Below are 16176 nucleotides of genomic sequence, written 5' to 3'. Positions count from 1 at the left end.
ATCAGTGTTTTGCATCTTGACTTGTTGCTCTTGGAATTTTAGTTTTGTGATTAAAAAACAAGTAAGATGGAAAGAACAACATTTTGTCTATTGTTCTACATTCGTAGGACGAAATTGAATCGGAACGGTGAGGCTCCGATAATGATGAGAATTACAGTGAATGGAGTCCGGGTTGATGCTTCAGTGAAGAAAACAATTCTTCCGGAGTTTTGGAGTGCGGCAAAAGGAAAGGCTTTGGAAAAGAAGCGTGAGTACAAGGAACTGAATCTGTATCTTGATTCTATCCGTTTGAGGATAATGAAAATTCAGCGTGAACTGGAAATAGAAGGTGTAGCAGTTTCTGCCGGCAGTGTCCTGGACCGTTTTTGGGGAAAGGATGCTCCCGTACAGCGTACCCTGTTTGAGGTTTTCCGTGAACATAATGATAAATGCGCCCGATTGTCCGGTACGGACATGGCGCCTGCAACCGTGCAGCGTTATGAGACATCCTTGAAGCATACTCAGGATTTTGTCTGGGAGACATATCATAAGAAAGATATTCTTTTGGATGAAGTTTCCCGCCAGTTTGTTGAGGATTACGAGTTTTGGCTTAAGACCTCGAAAAAGTGTTGTCATAATACAGCCACCAAGTATCTGAAGAACTTCAAGAAGATTATCCGTATCGCTTTGGCCAAGGGATGGATGAAGAATGATCCGTTTTTGGAAATCAGGTTCTCGTTGGATAAGGTGGAGCCGGACTTCTTGGAAGATTCGGAAATCCGAAAACTGATTTCAAAGGAGATTGATATTCCGAGGCTGGGTCAGGTACGGGATATTTTTGTGTTCTGTTGCTTCACCGGTCTGGCCTTCTCGGATATTCACGGATTGGGAAAGGAGCATATCGTGGAGGACTCGAACGGTGTCAGATGGATACGCAAGGGAAGGCAGAAGACCAAAATCATGTGTAACATCCCATTGATGGAAGTTCCGTTAAAAATATTGGAGAAGTATTCCACCAATGAATATTGCAGGAAACATGGTGTGCTTTTTCCGGTGCTTTGTAATCAAAAAATGAACGCCTATCTTAAGGAGCTGGCTGATATTTGTGGCATAAAAAAAACATTGACCACCCATGTGGCGCGTCATACTTTTGCCACTTTTGCCCTGGCCAATGGTGTTTCGATAGAGAGCGTTGCTAAAATGCTGGGGCATACCAATGTTCAGATGACCCGTCATTATGCGCGTGTGCTGGACCGTACAGTGATACGTGAGATGTCACAGATAAAGATGGATTTTCATTTTTCCATGTAAGGAGAGGGTGTTTGGAATGAGCAAAGGCAGACATGAGGTTCGGATGCCTGCTCTTTCAGGAATGGCCGGAGATTGCTTCCGGCCTTTTTTATTTCATTCTGGCGTTTTCTGTCTTTTTTTGGCGGTTGCTCAACGGTTGAGTAACCAATGACCTTGTAATATCTCCGTAATATTGCACCGTAAACAATGAAAACAAGGTCATTATGAATAACAGAAGAACTGCACCTGGTGGGCAGATGACCCACATGCTCAGTACCATACTCGCCAAAGTAACCAACATTGAAAACTTACTGGCTCCTGCCATACATAACTTGCCCGACAGCGAGATACTGGATTCAAAAGGCGTGCGCCTGCTTACCAAAATGTCCGACAGGACACTTCTAAGACGCCGCAATGACGGTTCGTTGCCTTTCCACCGTGACAAGGGGAAGATTTACTACCGCCGTTCGGACGTGCTGCGTGCCATGCTGCTGGAAAAAGAAGAACACTCTAAAAATAAAAGGTTATGAGAAAGATGATTAAGGTTGAAAGCGGCTCGTTCGCCGCACTCGTGAGAAGTTACAAGAAGTCCCTCAACATGTTGGCCGTGCTGCAACATATCTGTGAGGATAACTGTGTAGAACTCTCCATGCTGCCCGATGAGGTTTGTGAGCTGATAAACCTCGATCCGGCAGAGATTGAGAAGCAGCGTTTGAGCGGACGGCTGCGTTTTGCGGAAGAGGAGAACGGGACCAGGCATTATTCGATTGTGGATATAATCAATCTGAAGGATTCCATTGACTGGAAGGTTATTAACATACAGGTGGAAAGCCTTTCCTTTGAGGAAGAGGAATGACGGAGTGCCCTTCTTCCCATTACAGATAAGAGTATGGCCGGCAGACCGGATTTATCCGGGTGCCGGCCATACCTTTGTCATTTCCTGAAAAGCGGCTCTTTACGGCAAACTTAGGATATTTTTTTCAGTCCGTTTGACGGGGCGGCAATTTCCATTGGGGGTACATGCCTTGCCTTCCGTGGCAGGTCCGGTGTATCGTCACTTTCGCCTGTCGCTTTCTGTCCTTTCATTTCCGTTCCGTCATCCGTTCCGCTTTCATGCCCGCCTGCCGGTTTTATGGTAAGCTGTATTTTCCGGTTCAGCGTGGCAAGTTCCTCATTCAGCCGCTTGATTTCCGCATCCTTGGGCCATGAAGCCGCCACAATCTCCTGAAGGACCGGGATGTCCTTCGACAGCTCCGCGTTTTCCTGCTCCCGTTTCTCTATCATGGCGGGAATGCGTTCCAGCGCATTGATGAAGTTCATGACGGCCAGTTTCGGGTCTTTGGCAATATAACCGTTGTTGTAGGTATATTTGATACCGTCCAGCCCCTCGACCATGAACTTGTTCTGCAAAGCCTGCATGTCCCCCTCACAGGTCCTTTCGGTACGGACAAGGATGCGGAAATCGAACAGGGTCCCGATTTTCATATAGTCATCCTCCGTCCGGGCATTCCGGTTGATTGCGGCAAGCCGGTTGCCGAGTATCTCCACGTTGTCCGAATCCACACCGTCCAGTTTCAGGGGATTGGGACGGAGTCCGGTTTTCGCATCTGCGGGGGCCACCTTGTTGAAATATTCCCAGTCCCTGGTGAAACGCCCGATAAAGGCATTGTTTTTTTCTATTCCCGAAGTCCTTTCATTCAGCTTGCCTTTCGCGTTTCCCTTGTTACGGTGGAATGCCTGCCTCTCGCTTTCGAGGACCGCCAGTTTCTTGTCCAGCTTGGCCTTTTCCAGCAGGTCGTCGTTGCCTGAAAGGATGGCCACGTATTCGCTGAAACTGCCGCCTCCGTTTTCGTCAATCGCCCCCTCGTCAATGGTACGGGCGGCCAGATTGCGGCTTTTGAGCTGGTTGATGAACACCTGCTTGTTTTGCAGCAGGTTGAACTTGTAGCTGTCCAGTGACTTCTCCACCGCATAGATATAGCAGTCCACCTTGTTGCCGGCGTACTGCTTGGCAATGATATTGCCTTTTCTCACCGCGCGTCCGTTGCGCTGCTCCAGATCGGACGGCCTTCAGGGTATGTCCAGATGATGGATGGCCACGGCCCGTTCCTGTGCGTTGACACCCGTTCCCAGTTTCTGTGTGGAGCCGAAAAGGAAACGGATGCGCCCGGAATTCATATCCTTGAACAGTTCCTTGCGTGCGTTGTCGCTGTTCGCCTCCTGAATGAACTTTATCTGCTTTTCCGGGATATTATGGTCTTCCACGAGTTTGCGCCTTATCTCACTGTAGATGTTCCACTGGTCGGGTTTATAGGTACTCAAGTCTGAAAAAATGAACTGTGTACCTTTCTGGTCAAGATATTTGTAGTAATACTCCGCAATCTTGGCCGCGCAATGGGACGCCTTGTTTCCCGGACTGTCACCGTACTGTTGGTCTATCAGCCGCATGTCAAGCGACATCTTGTTCGAGTAGTTGGTGGCGATCAGCATCTGTGCCTTCTCCTCCGCTTCGGACAGAGGCTCCCTGTCTATGTAGGTCGCATCCCCGGTTTCGGCGAACTTTATCAGTTTTTGAATGAAAACCTCCTGCTGGGGAGTGGGCGGTATGTGATAGAGTTGCTCGTTGAGTTCCGGTCTGTCAGCCCCCACGTCTTCAGCGGTCTTGTAATCGGTTATTTCCGCATAGAAATTGGCGAGTTCCGGCACCTTGATAAAATAGCGGAAACGCTCTTTCTGCACCACCTGGTTGGTCACTGAAAATTCAAAGTCCGTGCTTTTCTTCGCATAGACTGCGGCCCAGCCGTCAAAGCAGGTAATCCCCTGCCGTTCCATTTCCTTCGGACGGAGATATTTGAAAAGGAGATAGAGTTCTGTCAGGCTGTTGGAGATGGTCGTACCGGACAAGAAAGTGGCCCCCAAATCCCTGCCCGTACGCTCCTGTATGGTACGGATGGCGAAAAGCATGTTCATGGCCTTCATGCTTCCTTCGGGATTGCCCAGACCGGAAACTCTTGCATGGCGTGTGTTGAACATCAGGTTCTTGAAATTGTGCGATTCGTCAACGAAGAGGTGGTCGATGCCCATCTGTCTGAAATCTGTAACATCATCCGTCCGGTCCTTTATATCCTGTTCCAGCTTTTCAAGTTTGGCCTCAAGGTTTTCCTTTCTTTTTTCCAGCCCCTTTTTTATCCAGCCGGTCACTTCATTGCCCTGCTGCTCGAATACGGCGAGATTCTCTTCGATGCTGTCTATTTCCTGCGTATATATTTTCTGCTGTATTTCGGGGGACTGGGGTATTTTCCCGAACTGGTCGTGTGTCAGGATGATACAGTCCCAGTTATTATTTTTGATGTCATGGAATATTCCGACACGCTTCTCTGGCGTAAAGTCCTCCTTGCCCGGATACAGCACTCTGGCATTCGGATAGGCCCTCTTGAACGTGTCGGCTATGTCATGCACATTGCTTTTGAGTCCGATAATCATCGGCTTGTTCGCCAGTCCGAGACGTTTCATCTCAAAGGCGGCTATACACATGATAAGGGTTTTGCCCGTACCTACCTGATGGTCGATTATCCCGCCTCCGTTCATCTTCAGCATCCATACGGCATTTTTCTGGCTATCGTACAGGGACGGTATGCCCAGCCCTTTCAGGTCAAGGAACGGGAAGCTTTGCAGGGAACCGTCGTAATCGGGACGTACATAGCAGTTGAACTTGCGGTTGTACATGTCCGCAAGGTTCTGCTTGAATTCGGGCAGCTGTTCATTCAGCCAGCCGGTGAAGGCGGAACGTATCTCGTTGATTTTGGTGTCGGCAAGCTGTATGGCCTCCGCATCCCGTACCTTAATGTCATTGCCCTCCTTGTCCTGTACGGTCTTGGTTATGTCGGGTACGGTGTTGTGCAGCGCATGTTTCAGCAGGTCGTTTCCGTAATAGCCTCTCTTTTCCCCTTTCACATAATATCTGTCGGTGATGTTCGCGTTGGTGCTCTCGAAGCTCACGCTGAATTCGTCGATGGATTCCGTATAGTGGATATGGGCCTTTGTCTCGAAGAGGTATCCGGCGAATTCCTCATATACGGACATGGGTATCCACCGTTCCCCCAGGTTGAAGTCAAGCTGTTCGAAACTTATGGGTTCCGGTATGGCTTTCCGAAGGGCCTCCAATGATTTTCTGCTCGCTCCGTCATCGGGATAGTCTCTCAGATGGTTCTCTATCCATTCTGCTTTGGCGATCACATTGCCCGCTATGAAACGGTCCTTGATTTCATGGCTCTTCATCATGGGATTGTAGAAGATGCGCTCTTCCAGCTGTTCGAGCAGTTCCTGCCTGCCGATGTCGCTGAGATTCTCCATATATTCCAGATTGACCTCGCCGAACTTGTTCAGGGATGCCGCAAGGGCTTCCTGCGGTGTATCCACATGTGTCACCTCGTTGGCGTTGAACGATACGGGCACGGTGAATATGTCCGCCTTCTGTATCTTCCCGTCGACGGAACGCTCCAATGAGAGCATTTCCCGTCCTCCTGCATCCAACAGCAGGAACTTGGCGTTGTCCTTTCCGTTCAGCTCCCTGAACATGCGGTGGAAACGGTCATACTGCCGGTTCAGTTCCTCCCTTAGTTCCGGCTGTTCGGTTTCCGTTTCGGCTTCCGCATTGTAGAGATTGTGGTAGGCTTCACGGAGCGGGATATAGTAGGTGGCCCGGTATTGTTGTGTGACAGTCAGCCTGAGCGGATGGAACTGTACTTCGGGAGTACCCAATCCCTGCAAATATCCGTATTGCTCACCGGCTTTCACGAGAGAGCCGTTCTTGTATTCGGGGCGTATTTCTCCGGTAAACGGACGTGGTTCCGTTTCTTTTTTCCGTTCTTCCTCGAACCGTAGTCTGCGTTCCTGCCATTTCGCTTCCGCTGCCGCCTGTTCCCCGGTCATTTCTTCTTGTGAGACGGCTTCATCATACATGTTCTCTTGCGAAAACAGATTGAACATTTCCGGTTCGTTTCCTTTTCTTTTGCGGGATGCCGACGCTGTCCGGCCCGGTGATGGTCGGTTTTCCATCATCTGCACCTCCGCTTCCTCCTCGTCCGCATAGGCGGCAAACAGATTAAGCATGGGTTCATAAGGCTTGGTTGACAAGAGACTTTCTTCCTGTATCTCCTGCTGGTGCTCCACTGCTGTTGTTTCCGGTGCGACTTCCGGTCCGGTTTTCAGGGCAGTGGAAACGGTGGAACGGGACAGGTTTTCTTCATAAAGTTTCCGGTCAAGATGGTTCCCCACATCTTGTGCCAATAACTGCCTGAGATGTTCGGCAATGGCTCCGATACTCCCTTCATGGGTAAAATTCATGGCCGGTTGTCCGTACATGTTTTTACCCATGGATACGGAAGTATGGACGATGTGGTCCAAACCGGCATAGCTGTTGTTTATATGGATACTGTCGGATATGATGCGGGTCTCGATAAAGTTCCGCTCTTTTTCGGTCAGTTCCGACTTTCGGGTATTCTTCTGCAACACGATCAGGTCGCTGCCTACTTCCGTACCCGCATCGGTAAACAGATTGTCCGGCAGACGGATGGTAGAAACGAGATTGGCATGATTTACCAGCCACTCCCTGACGGGACGGTTCTGTAGCGAGTCCATGATGCCCGAAGTCGTGATATAGGCCAGTATCCCGCCTTCACGCAGCGTATCCATGCCTTTGAGAAAGAAATAGTTGTGTACGGCAGCGAGTGAGGATTTGCGCACCGGGTCGTCACTCCGGTCAAAGTCCCGGTCATAAATCCTGGTATTCCCAAACGGGATATTGGAAGAAACAACATCGAAGTAGCCGTTATAATAAGGCTGTATGGACTGGAAACCCTCTATGTTCACCTTGCTTTTCGGATAGAGGGATGAGAGTATCCTTCCCGTCAGCCTGTCCTTCTCGAAACAATGGATTTCGGGGACATCTTTCAGAGTGCTGATGAACATGCCCGTTCCGGCGGAAGGGTCAAGAAAACGTTCCGGGCGGATTTCCGGTATCAGCAGGGCTTCCTGCATGGCCGTTACCACCGGTTCGGGTGTGTAAAAGGCTGTAAGAACGGAATTCTTAAGACTTTGGACGTATGACTTGTATTCTTTCTCGTCTTTGGAATACTCACGCAGAAGTTCATGCAGCAGCCGGACCTGGGGAAACAGTTCTTTGTCCGACCTTCATTTTTCTATGTCCGTATCTTTCTCCGCCGGATTCAGGATGCACTTCAGTCCTCCGAAACCCGAATAACCGTTCAAGACCTTGCGTCCCTGTTCCGTAAGACAGAACTCCGGACGCATGAATATCAGTTCAAGTGCGGCTATGTTGTCCGCCAGATGTTGTCGTCTGTTATACGCCATATTGTTCTATATAAGATTGTATGAAACCTGTAAGTTCAACGGTAAGTGTATGACAGGCCGGAGATGATTCAAACCTGTCGTCTATGGAATATTTGCCGAATACCGCCTTTGCGGGTGACAATACCTTCAGGCAGAAATCCGTCCGTCTTTCGGGCCGTACTTCGGGAAACCACTCCGATACAACTTCGAAAACCGTATCGAACCGGGAAAAGCGCAAGTCCTGATAGAGAACGGCGTCAGCCTGTTCCAAAGCCTGCCTGACGGATAGGCCGTCACGTATGGCATGTTCGTAAGCCTCTGCGGCACTGTCCGCCCGCTCCCGGATGAATCCCTTGTCATCGGCCATGTGCGGATGGCTTTCTCTCAAATAAAAAAGGAGAGCTGACTTGAAGCAGGACAGTTCTCCGTTGTTGTCATGTTGTGTAATCATCATCTGTTGTCATTGGATTTTGAATGGGGAAATAATTTGTGACATACCCGGTAACCTGAGAGGAAACCGGGTATATGGATTCGGTAAACGTTCCGCCTGCTGCCGGATTACGAGAACGAGAGGCTGTTCTTTCTGGCCTGCGGTCTGGGAGATACGACATGGCGGGCCGTCTGCTTTGTTTCTTGTTTCCTGTTGTTTTTTGGGGTTTCAACCGCCGGCTTGTATTCACGGGCATTGCGTCCTATGAGCAGGTTGTTGCTCTTGTTGCTGAAACGCACATCATCCGAGAACAGCTGTCTGGTCTTGGGATTGCGCATGTTCTCAATGAATACCATGCCGTGATTCTCCAGTATCTTTTTCTGTTCGGGGGTTATCTTGGCTCCTAAAATCGTATCGTTGACCTTCAGCTGCTTGTCGGACTGTTTGAATGCGATGTCCCTTATGGTCGGATCAACATAGGCCACACCGGAAAGCATGGTGTCGTTCTTGCGCTGTATGTCATTGATGGGGACTTCGCCACCTGAAGCGAGTATCTGCTTCTGCTTGTCGTCCAGTCTCTTCCCATAAATGTAGTCCGGGATTTTGATGGCATCCACGGGCATGGTGATGATGCGGTTGGTGGACTCGTGGAAACTGACATAGCATTTGCATACATTTCCTGTAAGCGTGTCCTTCATTTCCTTGATTCCTCCCAACGTACCCGTTTCGGCCAGTTTGTCCTTCTCTTCATCCGTGAATACGCCTTTATAGACCGGCAAATCATATTGGGGCTTGTCCAGACGGGTGAGTGTCTTGAGTTCCACTTTGCCGTCCGCACCTTTCACACACATGAAACAGGCCTCGCCCAAATCTTTCTTTTCTCCGTTTATCTCCTTGCTGATGGGCAGTGCGGTGGAAGTGATTCTTCCTTTGAGAAGTTCTCCCATGCAATGGTTGTTGAACAGAGTCTCCTTGTCAAGACCGAGTGCGTTCAGATCTTTCCACGGCAGTTGGTGCTCATCAAACTTATACCGCCGGGCCAGTTTGGCGATACGTCCCTCGTCGTTGAGTTCGCTGTTTTCTACCAGTTTCTTGCCGTCCGGTCCGGGGTCTTCCCCTTTCCGAATCTGGATGACCGCGTTCAGTGTCTTGTCCAAAACGGCAAGTGGTACAAGGAAGAAACTGAAGCTTGTAGGATTTTGGTACTGGTTCTTGAAATTCGTGAAGAACAGTTCCAGAGGTGTGGTACGGTCCAGTTTGAGAAAACTGTTGTTGTTCTTTTTGTCCGGCGGTACGACTTCGATGCTGCCGTCCTGTTCGTTCATCTTGGAGATGACTGCGGTCTTGTTCGTTCTCTTGTCAAGGACTGCCATTACATGCTCGTCCTGACTCTGCTCTTGTTGCTCTTGTTTTTTCTTAGCCATAAAATTAATAATTTAAGTGATACAATAATTAATCAATATCGGGTAAACCTTAGCCCGTCGATGCGAATGTAGAGGTTTAATTGATAGGTTATTACATTTTTACCGATGTGGGGTATGGATGGCGGTGTTTGACGGGAAATGGCTGAATAGGTTGACACGTATATCTCCTAATTGATATAGCTAATTTCATTCATTGAGATATAAAGTATATACAGCAAATGAGTTCTATAAATAAAACAAGAGAAATACTGATTTTATTACTTCTTTAATCTTATCTTTGCCAAAGATAATGTTTAACTCTCAGTATTTTATAAGTTTGTGTAACTTAAATATATAAAACGATGAAAGACATAGGCTCAATTTGGAATAAATGGGATTTGCATATACATTCCGATGCATCTGATGGAAAAATGAATTGTCAGGAAATTATAGATAAAGCTAAAGAAGAAAAACTCTCTGTTATCGCTTTGACGGATCATCATACTGTTAAAAATATAGATAAAATAAAAGAACTTGCAAAATTAAATGATATAATAGTTTTGTCAGGAATTGAATTCCGGACAGAATATGGGCAAAAATCTGTCCATATGATAGGGCTTTTTCCTGACAACTATAACGATATTGATTTAGATGGCAAATTTTTGACAGAAAACATTCTCAATCCTTTAGGACTCTCTGAATCAATGATTATTCAAAAAGGAAAAGAGGCTGATGGTACTAAAGATAAATCTGATGAGTATTATTTTAAGAAAGGTATTTTCTTAGTACAGGTTGATTTTAAAACTGCTGCAAATTTGATTCATCAATATGGAGGTATTGTAACTGTACATGCAGGTTCTAAATCTAATAGTATTGATGAAGAAATGAAACATGATGGAACAAGTAAAAAGAATGTTTCTATTTATGATTCATTAGGTCCAGTTAAAGATGAATTATTCAAAGGTGGATATATTGATATTTGTGAAATAAGAAATGAAAAAGATGGAAAAGAGTTTTATAAATCAGAGTTTTGTAAACCTTCAATAACCGCTTCAGATGCTCATGAAAAATCAGTTATAGGTTTAGGCTCATGTTGGGTAAAGGCTGAAAAAAACTTCAATGGATTAAAGCAGATATTAAATGAACCAGAGAGAGTTAATTTTAATAATCCGGAAATATTAGAACGAGTAGAAAGTAATCCCCTTAAATTTATAAAACAAATAAAGATAAAAAGAACAGCAAATGCGACAATGAATGAAATCTGGTATGATAATATTGAAATAGAATTGAATCCTGGACTTGTCGCTATTATTGGGAATAAAGGTAGTGGTAAAAGTGCAATTACTGATATTATAAGTCTTTGTGCAAATACCCATAATGATGAATTTTCATTTTTAAATAAATATAAATTTCGTTCCCCTAAGCCTTATGATCGTTCTAAGCAAATTCAGGCACAAATAGTATGGGCTGATAATAGTTGTTCTGATTGGATAACATTAGATAGCTCTTGTGATAAAACAAATGTTGAAAGAGTAAAATATATCCCTCAGAGTTTTTTAGAATCTTTATGTGTTACAGAAGATGATAAACAATTTGAAGATGAAATAAAGAAAATTATATTTCAGCATACTCCATTGACAGATAGATATGGGAAAAATACCCTTGATGAAATTATACAGTATTTATCTTCTGAAAATTCAAATGCAGAACGTGTAATTAAAAACAAAATAGAAAAACAAAATTTAGAAATAATAGAGCTTGAAAAAAAGAAAACCGCAGAATTTAAGAATACAATTGAAAATTTATTAAAGAATAAAGAGGAAGAGTTGGTTGTTGTTCAATCTCAGAAGCCAGAAGAAGTTAAAAAGCCTATAGATGATGAAAATGTCAATGAACAAAAGCAATCTGTCATCAAGAGTATTGAGAATATATCAAGAGAAGTTACAAGTATACAGCAGAGAATAGATGAATATATTGCAAAAAGAACAGAACTAAATACAGATATACAGAATCTTTCTCAGATAAAACAGAGTTTAGTACTTATGCAAAGTAATATTTCTCAAAAAATGGAAGAACATAAGTCTTTCTTATTGAAATATAACTTAGATATAAATGAAGTAGTTAAAGTTGATTTTAGACTAAATCTTATTGAGGATAAAATTAAAAGTCTTACTAAACAAAGAAGTGAAATAGTGGAATCTTTAGATGGTGATGATAATTTGTATGACAAAAAAAAGAAAAAGGAAGAAGAGAAAAAAGCTAAAGAGAATGAATTGAATGGTCCTGAACGGATGTATCAAAAATATTTATCTGAAATTGAAAAATGGAATAAAAGGTGTAACGATATTCTCGGTGATGACCAGACTGAAGATACTATAAATTACTACAAAAAAATACAGCATTATATCAACAATAATCTTGAACAAGAATTGAAAAACGCACAAGAAATGCGCAATAATTTAGTCCAAGAATTAGTCGATTTAAAGAAAATTACACTGTCGACTTATAATAAATTGTATGCACCTGTTTTAGACTTTGTTGAAAGATTTAAGGATAAAATGAGAGACTATCCTATTCAATTTAGTGCATCGTTTATTGTTCGGGATTTTTCATCTCGCTTTTTCGATATTGTATCTCAATCAAGTGCAGGTTCTTTCAATGGAAAAGAGCAAGGATTTAATCGCTTAAATGATGAAATTGATCATGTGGATTTCAATGATAGCTCGGCTATTTTGCATTTTACGAATAATATAAATACTCTTTTACTTTCAGATGTAAGGGATAATATGAACAACCAAGAACGAGATATTGAGTCTCAGTTAAAGAAAGGACATACAAAACAGGAATTATATGATTATATTTATCAATTAGATTATATACAGCCATCTTTTCAATTAATGATGGGGGATAAGCAGTTACCTGCACTTTCTCCAGGTGAACGTGGAGCTTTACTGTTGTTGTTTTATTTGTTTATAGATATGGATGATAAACCATTAATAATAGATCAGCCAGAAGAAAATTTAGATAATGAAAGTGTATACAATTATTTAGTTCATTTTATAAAAGAAGCAAAGCAAAAGCGTCAGATAATTATTGTAACTCATAATCCTAATTTAGCAGTTGTATGTGATGCTGATCAAATAGTCGAAATGAAGATAGATAAATCGTATCGAAATAAAGTTTCATTTCAATCTGGAGCTATTGAAAATTCAATAATAAATGATAGGATCGTGACTATACTCGAAGGCACATATCCTGCATTCAATAATAGAGATTGTAAATATTCTATTGTAGAACATAAACTATAATACATATAATTTGCTATGTAGGTAACATAATCCATGTGGCAATTGGAGGCTGTTCACTCTCCAATTTGCCACAATATGTTATGATAAATACTGTAAACGGCTATGTTTGTGCCTGTGCGCCTCCATCACCACCTAACAGGTGTTTGAGTTCCGGATCATTCTCTATGCGGATTAGTTCGTTCTCCACAAGTTCCACAATATCCTGTTTGATTTGCCGGTAGTTGGCTTGTATCTGCTGTTCCATTATATCGTTGCCGTTCTCGTCCAGAAAACTGCTGATTTCAGGGATGGGCTGATAGGTGGCTGTTTCCTTCTGTACCGCATCATTATCCACCACTATCTGCGCATGGAAAATTTTTTGGTCTATCGTTTCTCCGAAATTGTCCGTTACGGCACCTACAAACATACCTTGTGAGAGTGTACTGATTTTACTGGCAGGTATCAGGCTGTCCAGTTGGGTGCTGAAGGAAGTGGACGTATCGTTACGGTTGATACTCATAGACTCCCGCTTTTGCAGGATTTTCCCGAACCTTTCCGACAATGTTTTGGCCGTTTCACCTACTACCTGACCACTGAATACATTGCCCACAGTTGACATGATAACGGCGGCCTCCTTGTCACCGTAGTCACGTTTCAACTGGCTGAAGTCCTGAAAGCCCAATACAACCGCCACCTTGTTGCTTCGTGCCGTGGCAATCAGATTGTCCAAACCTTTAAAGAAAATCGTGGGTAACTCGTCAATAATCACACAACTTTTGAGTTGCTTCTTCTTATTTATCAGTTTAACGATTCTCGAATTATAAAGCCCCAATGCTGCCCCATAGATTGAAATTCTGTCGGGATTGTTGCCCACACATAACACTTTCGGTTCTTTGGGATTATTAATATCCAGCGTAAAGTCACTGCCGGACATTATCCAGTAGAGTTGCGGACTTATCAGTCTGGATAACGGGATTTTAGCACTTGCAATCTGGCCCTGGAGCTGCTCGCTCGCCCCGCCTTTCCATGCGTCAATGAACGGACTCAGATAGTTCTCAAGTTCGGGATAGCTTGTCAGGATGGTGAATACATCCTCGTACCTTTTGTTTAGTAGTTCTATCGCATGGGGGAATGTACAGAACCTGCCGCCTTCATAGATTTTCAAAAACCATATTATCGCCGTAAACAGGACAATCGGGGATTCTACGAAGAAGTCCCCTTGTTTTTGCACCCACGACTTATTGAGGTTAAGCATTATGGTGTACGACGACTCGTAAGCGTCTGAAATATCCGTCATCAGTTCCGGTGCCAGCGGGTTACAGCGATGGCTCTTGCGTGGGTTATCGAAATTTATCACGTAGAACTTGGGCGGTATCTTATAGCGGTGTCTGTACTTAATCAGGTGGTTATAGGCAATAACCGACAGGTCATCAAATTTAAAGTCGTATATATAAAGAGCATAGGACTTCTCTATTGCCTGCTTTATGTAATTATTGACCACGGCATACGATTTTCCGCTACCCGGTGTACCTAAAATCATGCTGGCCCGGAAAGGATTCACCACGTTTATCCAGCCTTTCCATTCCTTTCTTCCGTACCAGAATTTGGTCGGCAGGTTAATGGAATACTCGTTTTCCATAAGGCGGGTTTCCTGCATGAACGATTCATTCTCGGTATTGAAAACGTCCTCCAGCAAATTGTTCTTCAACAGACGGCTAATCCATAAACCGGATGCCAACAGGCAGAAGAAACCGCCGGCCAATGTCGCGGTATAAAGTATGGCGTATACACCGGATGATGCGTCAATGGACAGTAACCACCAGTTCAGGAAAAAGAGTATGGCACCCGCTATGGCCGCAATAATTATTTTCCTTCATGTGATTTCATGCTTCTTTACCCCTTGGTTGCCCATGCAGGACAGACCGAGGAAGAGGACACAAAACAGTTTGGTGTAAAGAAGGGACGAGAACAGTCCTGTGGTACGCTGGAAATTGGACAGTATCCTGTCCACAATATCAAGCGTCCAGCCCATTTCGTGTAGCCAGCCGTAACAAAACCAATAGATGTGTATCGCCAAAAATAGAAAACTGATGGCCCGCATAAAGTCCGTGACTTTGGCAAGACCTCTTAAATCATCTTCATTCTGCATAATTGTAATTGTTAAAATTCGACTTTTTGTTCTATACCTTAATTATATTATAATTTGCGCCTGCGCTTCTTCTTTTTCCTGCGTCCGAAGCGGAAGGCCGGATCGATGTACTCGTGCGTATGGTCATCTTCCATGAGTACGGAGAAAATGTCAATGGCACCGAGTGCGGACGTATCAATCAGACTGCCGGACGGTTCACTCTGATAGCCTTGATTTTCCTGCTGCCGGTATTCCTTCCTTTCCAGTCTTTCTTCCGTATCTTGTTCCTGCCGGGGTGTATCCTGCTCCGGCGGTGGTATCAGCCTTGTACGGTCCGCATCCGGATTGTAGAACAGCTCGTTGAACACATTGGCCGAAAAGGCCTTGCCCAGACGCGAGCCGTTAAGCACTGTCCGGCTGGTATGGTCTATGAAGGTGATGCCGTACAGACGTCCTTCGGGATTGATACGGTAAACCGTCTCTATATCCGCCTCTTTCAGCCTGCGGGCGAAATCCTCTTTCGTGCCGATGTCCTGCATGGCTTTAATGACTTCCTGTCTTGTCCTTTCGGCAAGGCTGTTCCTTTTCACCTTTTCAGTAGAAGCGGCAAACTTCTTTTGCAGTGCTTCATAACCGAATGCCTTACCGAACTTGCTGGACTTGAAAGGTGTTCCCACCTGCTGTCCGTTATCATCCAAAGCTCCGTACATAATACCGTGGTATTCCTTCCCGTCCACACTTCCCCTGACTTCATAAACGGTTACGTTATACAGGTTCAGAAGAGTGCCATATTCGGCAAGCGAGTGACAGTTGTAACATTCCAGCAAGGTTCGGGCGGTATGCTTTACCTGTGCTTTCACGTCCCCTTTCGGATAATCCACTTTTTGTAGGGATGACAGTTCCCTCTCACCGTGTTCTCCGAATGTGGGATGAAGCCCGTACTTCACTTCCATTTCACGGCAGATGTTCTGTGCCCGGATAGCTTCCCGGTTATGGTCTATTTTTTCTCCGGTTTCATCAATACGTACCGATACGATGTGCATGTGCTTGCGGTCTATGTCTTCATGCAGCCATGCAATATAGGGCTGGTTCCCGTAACCGAAGTTTTCCATGAACTCCTGCGCCAGTACGGTCATCTGCTCTTCCGAAAGGATGTCTTTCGGGGACGGGTTCAGGGAGATGTGGATAACCGGTTTCCGGACGTGCGAGTTGAGTGCGATGTAAGGCTCGAAAGCCTGCACGCAGTGTTCAATCGGCACATTGCCCGAAGTGTCAGCTGCAATTTGGGGATGTCACAATACCTTTGCC

10 protein-coding genes and 1 pseudogene are annotated in these 16176 nt (G+C 44.8%); 4 read left to right on the top strand and 7 right to left on the bottom strand.

Features of this window, described 5'->3' with window-relative positions; translation table 11 throughout:
- Positions 1–66 precede the first annotated feature (66 nt).
- The 3 genes from H1A11_RS09975 to H1A11_RS09965 all read left to right on the top strand — a co-directional run bounded on the left by H1A11_RS09975 (position 67) and on the right by H1A11_RS09965 (position 2125).
- A complete protein-coding gene (locus tag H1A11_RS09975) occupies positions 67–1290 on the top strand; it encodes a site-specific integrase (protein WP_008781863.1) in 1224 nt (407 codons plus the stop codon).
- Between the two features lie 203 nt (positions 1291–1493).
- Positions 1494–1799, top strand: coding sequence for a helix-turn-helix domain-containing protein (locus tag H1A11_RS09970; protein WP_165364485.1), 306 nt, complete (start codon positions 1494–1496; stop codon positions 1797–1799).
- A complete protein-coding gene (locus H1A11_RS09965; RefSeq protein ID WP_120027446.1) occupies positions 1796–2125 on the top strand; it encodes a hypothetical protein in 330 nt (109 codons plus the stop codon). The genes H1A11_RS09970 and H1A11_RS09965 overlap by 4 nt, the downstream gene beginning before the upstream one ends.
- 110 nt (positions 2126–2235) lie before the next feature.
- Here the strand turns inward: H1A11_RS09965 and H1A11_RS09960 are convergent, their stop codons facing one another.
- The 5 genes from H1A11_RS09960 to H1A11_RS09940 all read right to left on the bottom strand — a co-directional run bounded on the left by H1A11_RS09960 (position 2236) and on the right by H1A11_RS09940 (position 9474).
- Positions 2236–3258 carry a hypothetical protein gene (locus H1A11_RS09960; RefSeq protein ID WP_120027450.1) on the bottom strand — a complete coding sequence of 341 codons (1023 nt, stop codon included), beginning with the start codon at positions 3256–3258 and terminating at the stop codon, positions 2236–2238.
- Positions 3259–3339: 81 nt separating this feature from the next.
- Positions 3340–7308 (bottom strand): N-6 DNA methylase, encoded by a 3969-nt coding sequence (locus tag H1A11_RS09955; protein WP_146264992.1) that lies wholly within the window; start codon positions 7306–7308, stop codon positions 3340–3342.
- A gap of 153 nt (positions 7309–7461) precedes the next feature.
- The gene (locus H1A11_RS09950) at positions 7462–7641 is read right to left on the bottom strand and encodes a hypothetical protein (protein ID WP_008647065.1); all 180 of its coding nucleotides are present in this window, start codon (positions 7639–7641) and stop codon (positions 7462–7464) included.
- Complete coding sequence (locus H1A11_RS09945; protein ID WP_115648821.1) at positions 7631–8074, bottom strand: DUF1896 domain-containing protein; 444 nt, start codon at positions 8072–8074, stop codon at positions 7631–7633. Before H1A11_RS09945 ends, H1A11_RS09950 begins: the two co-directional genes overlap by 11 nt.
- A gap of 104 nt (positions 8075–8178) precedes the next feature.
- Positions 8179–9474: a DUF3945 domain-containing protein gene (locus H1A11_RS09940; protein ID WP_120027448.1), complete on the bottom strand. Its 1296-nt coding sequence runs from the start codon at positions 9472–9474 to the stop codon at positions 8179–8181.
- 341 nt (positions 9475–9815) lie between these two features.
- On the opposite strand from H1A11_RS09940, the gene H1A11_RS09935 reads away from it, so the two are divergent.
- On the top strand, positions 9816–12761 hold the full coding sequence (locus tag H1A11_RS09935; RefSeq protein ID WP_120027449.1) for a TrlF family AAA-like ATPase: 2946 nt from the start codon (positions 9816–9818) through the stop codon (positions 12759–12761).
- 100 nt (positions 12762–12861) lie between these two features.
- Here the strand turns inward: H1A11_RS09935 and mobC are convergent.
- Positions 12862–14889: pseudogene (gene mobC, locus H1A11_RS09930) on the bottom strand (conjugal transfer protein MobC).
- A 47-nt stretch (positions 14890–14936) separates the two neighbouring features.
- Entirely contained in the window at positions 14937–16151 is a 1215-nt protein-coding gene (gene mobB / locus H1A11_RS09920; protein WP_272702912.1) for a conjugal transfer protein MobB, read from the bottom strand.
- Positions 16152–16176: the final 25 nt, after the last annotated feature.

It is taken from the genome of Bacteroides sp. CACC 737 (genome assembly GCF_013874375.1).
In the GTDB taxonomy this organism is placed as follows: Bacteria; Bacteroidota; Bacteroidia; order Bacteroidales; family Bacteroidaceae; genus Bacteroides; species Bacteroides uniformis.
The sequence above is the reverse complement of the archived record's forward strand: the minus strand, read 5'-3'. Positions and strand labels throughout refer to the sequence as shown.

Bases quoted from the DNA above. Each gene is read 5' to 3' on its own strand.
- H1A11_RS09970 (WP_165364485.1), top strand. From the start codon at position 1,494: ATGAATAACAGAAGAACTGCACCTGGTGGGCAGATGACCCACATGCTC.
- H1A11_RS09975 (WP_008781863.1), top strand. From the start codon at position 67: ATGGAAAGAACAACATTTTGTCTATTGTTCTACATTCGTAGGACGAAA.
- H1A11_RS09950 (WP_008647065.1), bottom strand. From the start codon at position 7,641: ATGGCGTATAACAGACGACAACATCTGGCGGACAACATAGCCGCACTT.
- H1A11_RS09935 (WP_120027449.1), top strand. From the start codon at position 9,816: ATGAAAGACATAGGCTCAATTTGGAATAAATGGGATTTGCATATACAT.
- H1A11_RS09955 (WP_146264992.1), bottom strand. From the start codon at position 7,308: ATGCAGGAAGCCCTGCTGATACCGGAAATCCGCCCGGAACGTTTTCTT.
- H1A11_RS09965 (WP_120027446.1), top strand. From the start codon at position 1,796: ATGAGAAAGATGATTAAGGTTGAAAGCGGCTCGTTCGCCGCACTCGTG.
- H1A11_RS09940 (WP_120027448.1), bottom strand. From the start codon at position 9,474: ATGGCTAAGAAAAAACAAGAGCAACAAGAGCAGAGTCAGGACGAGCAT.
- H1A11_RS09945 (WP_115648821.1), bottom strand. From the start codon at position 8,074: ATGATGATTACACAACATGACAACAACGGAGAACTGTCCTGCTTCAAG.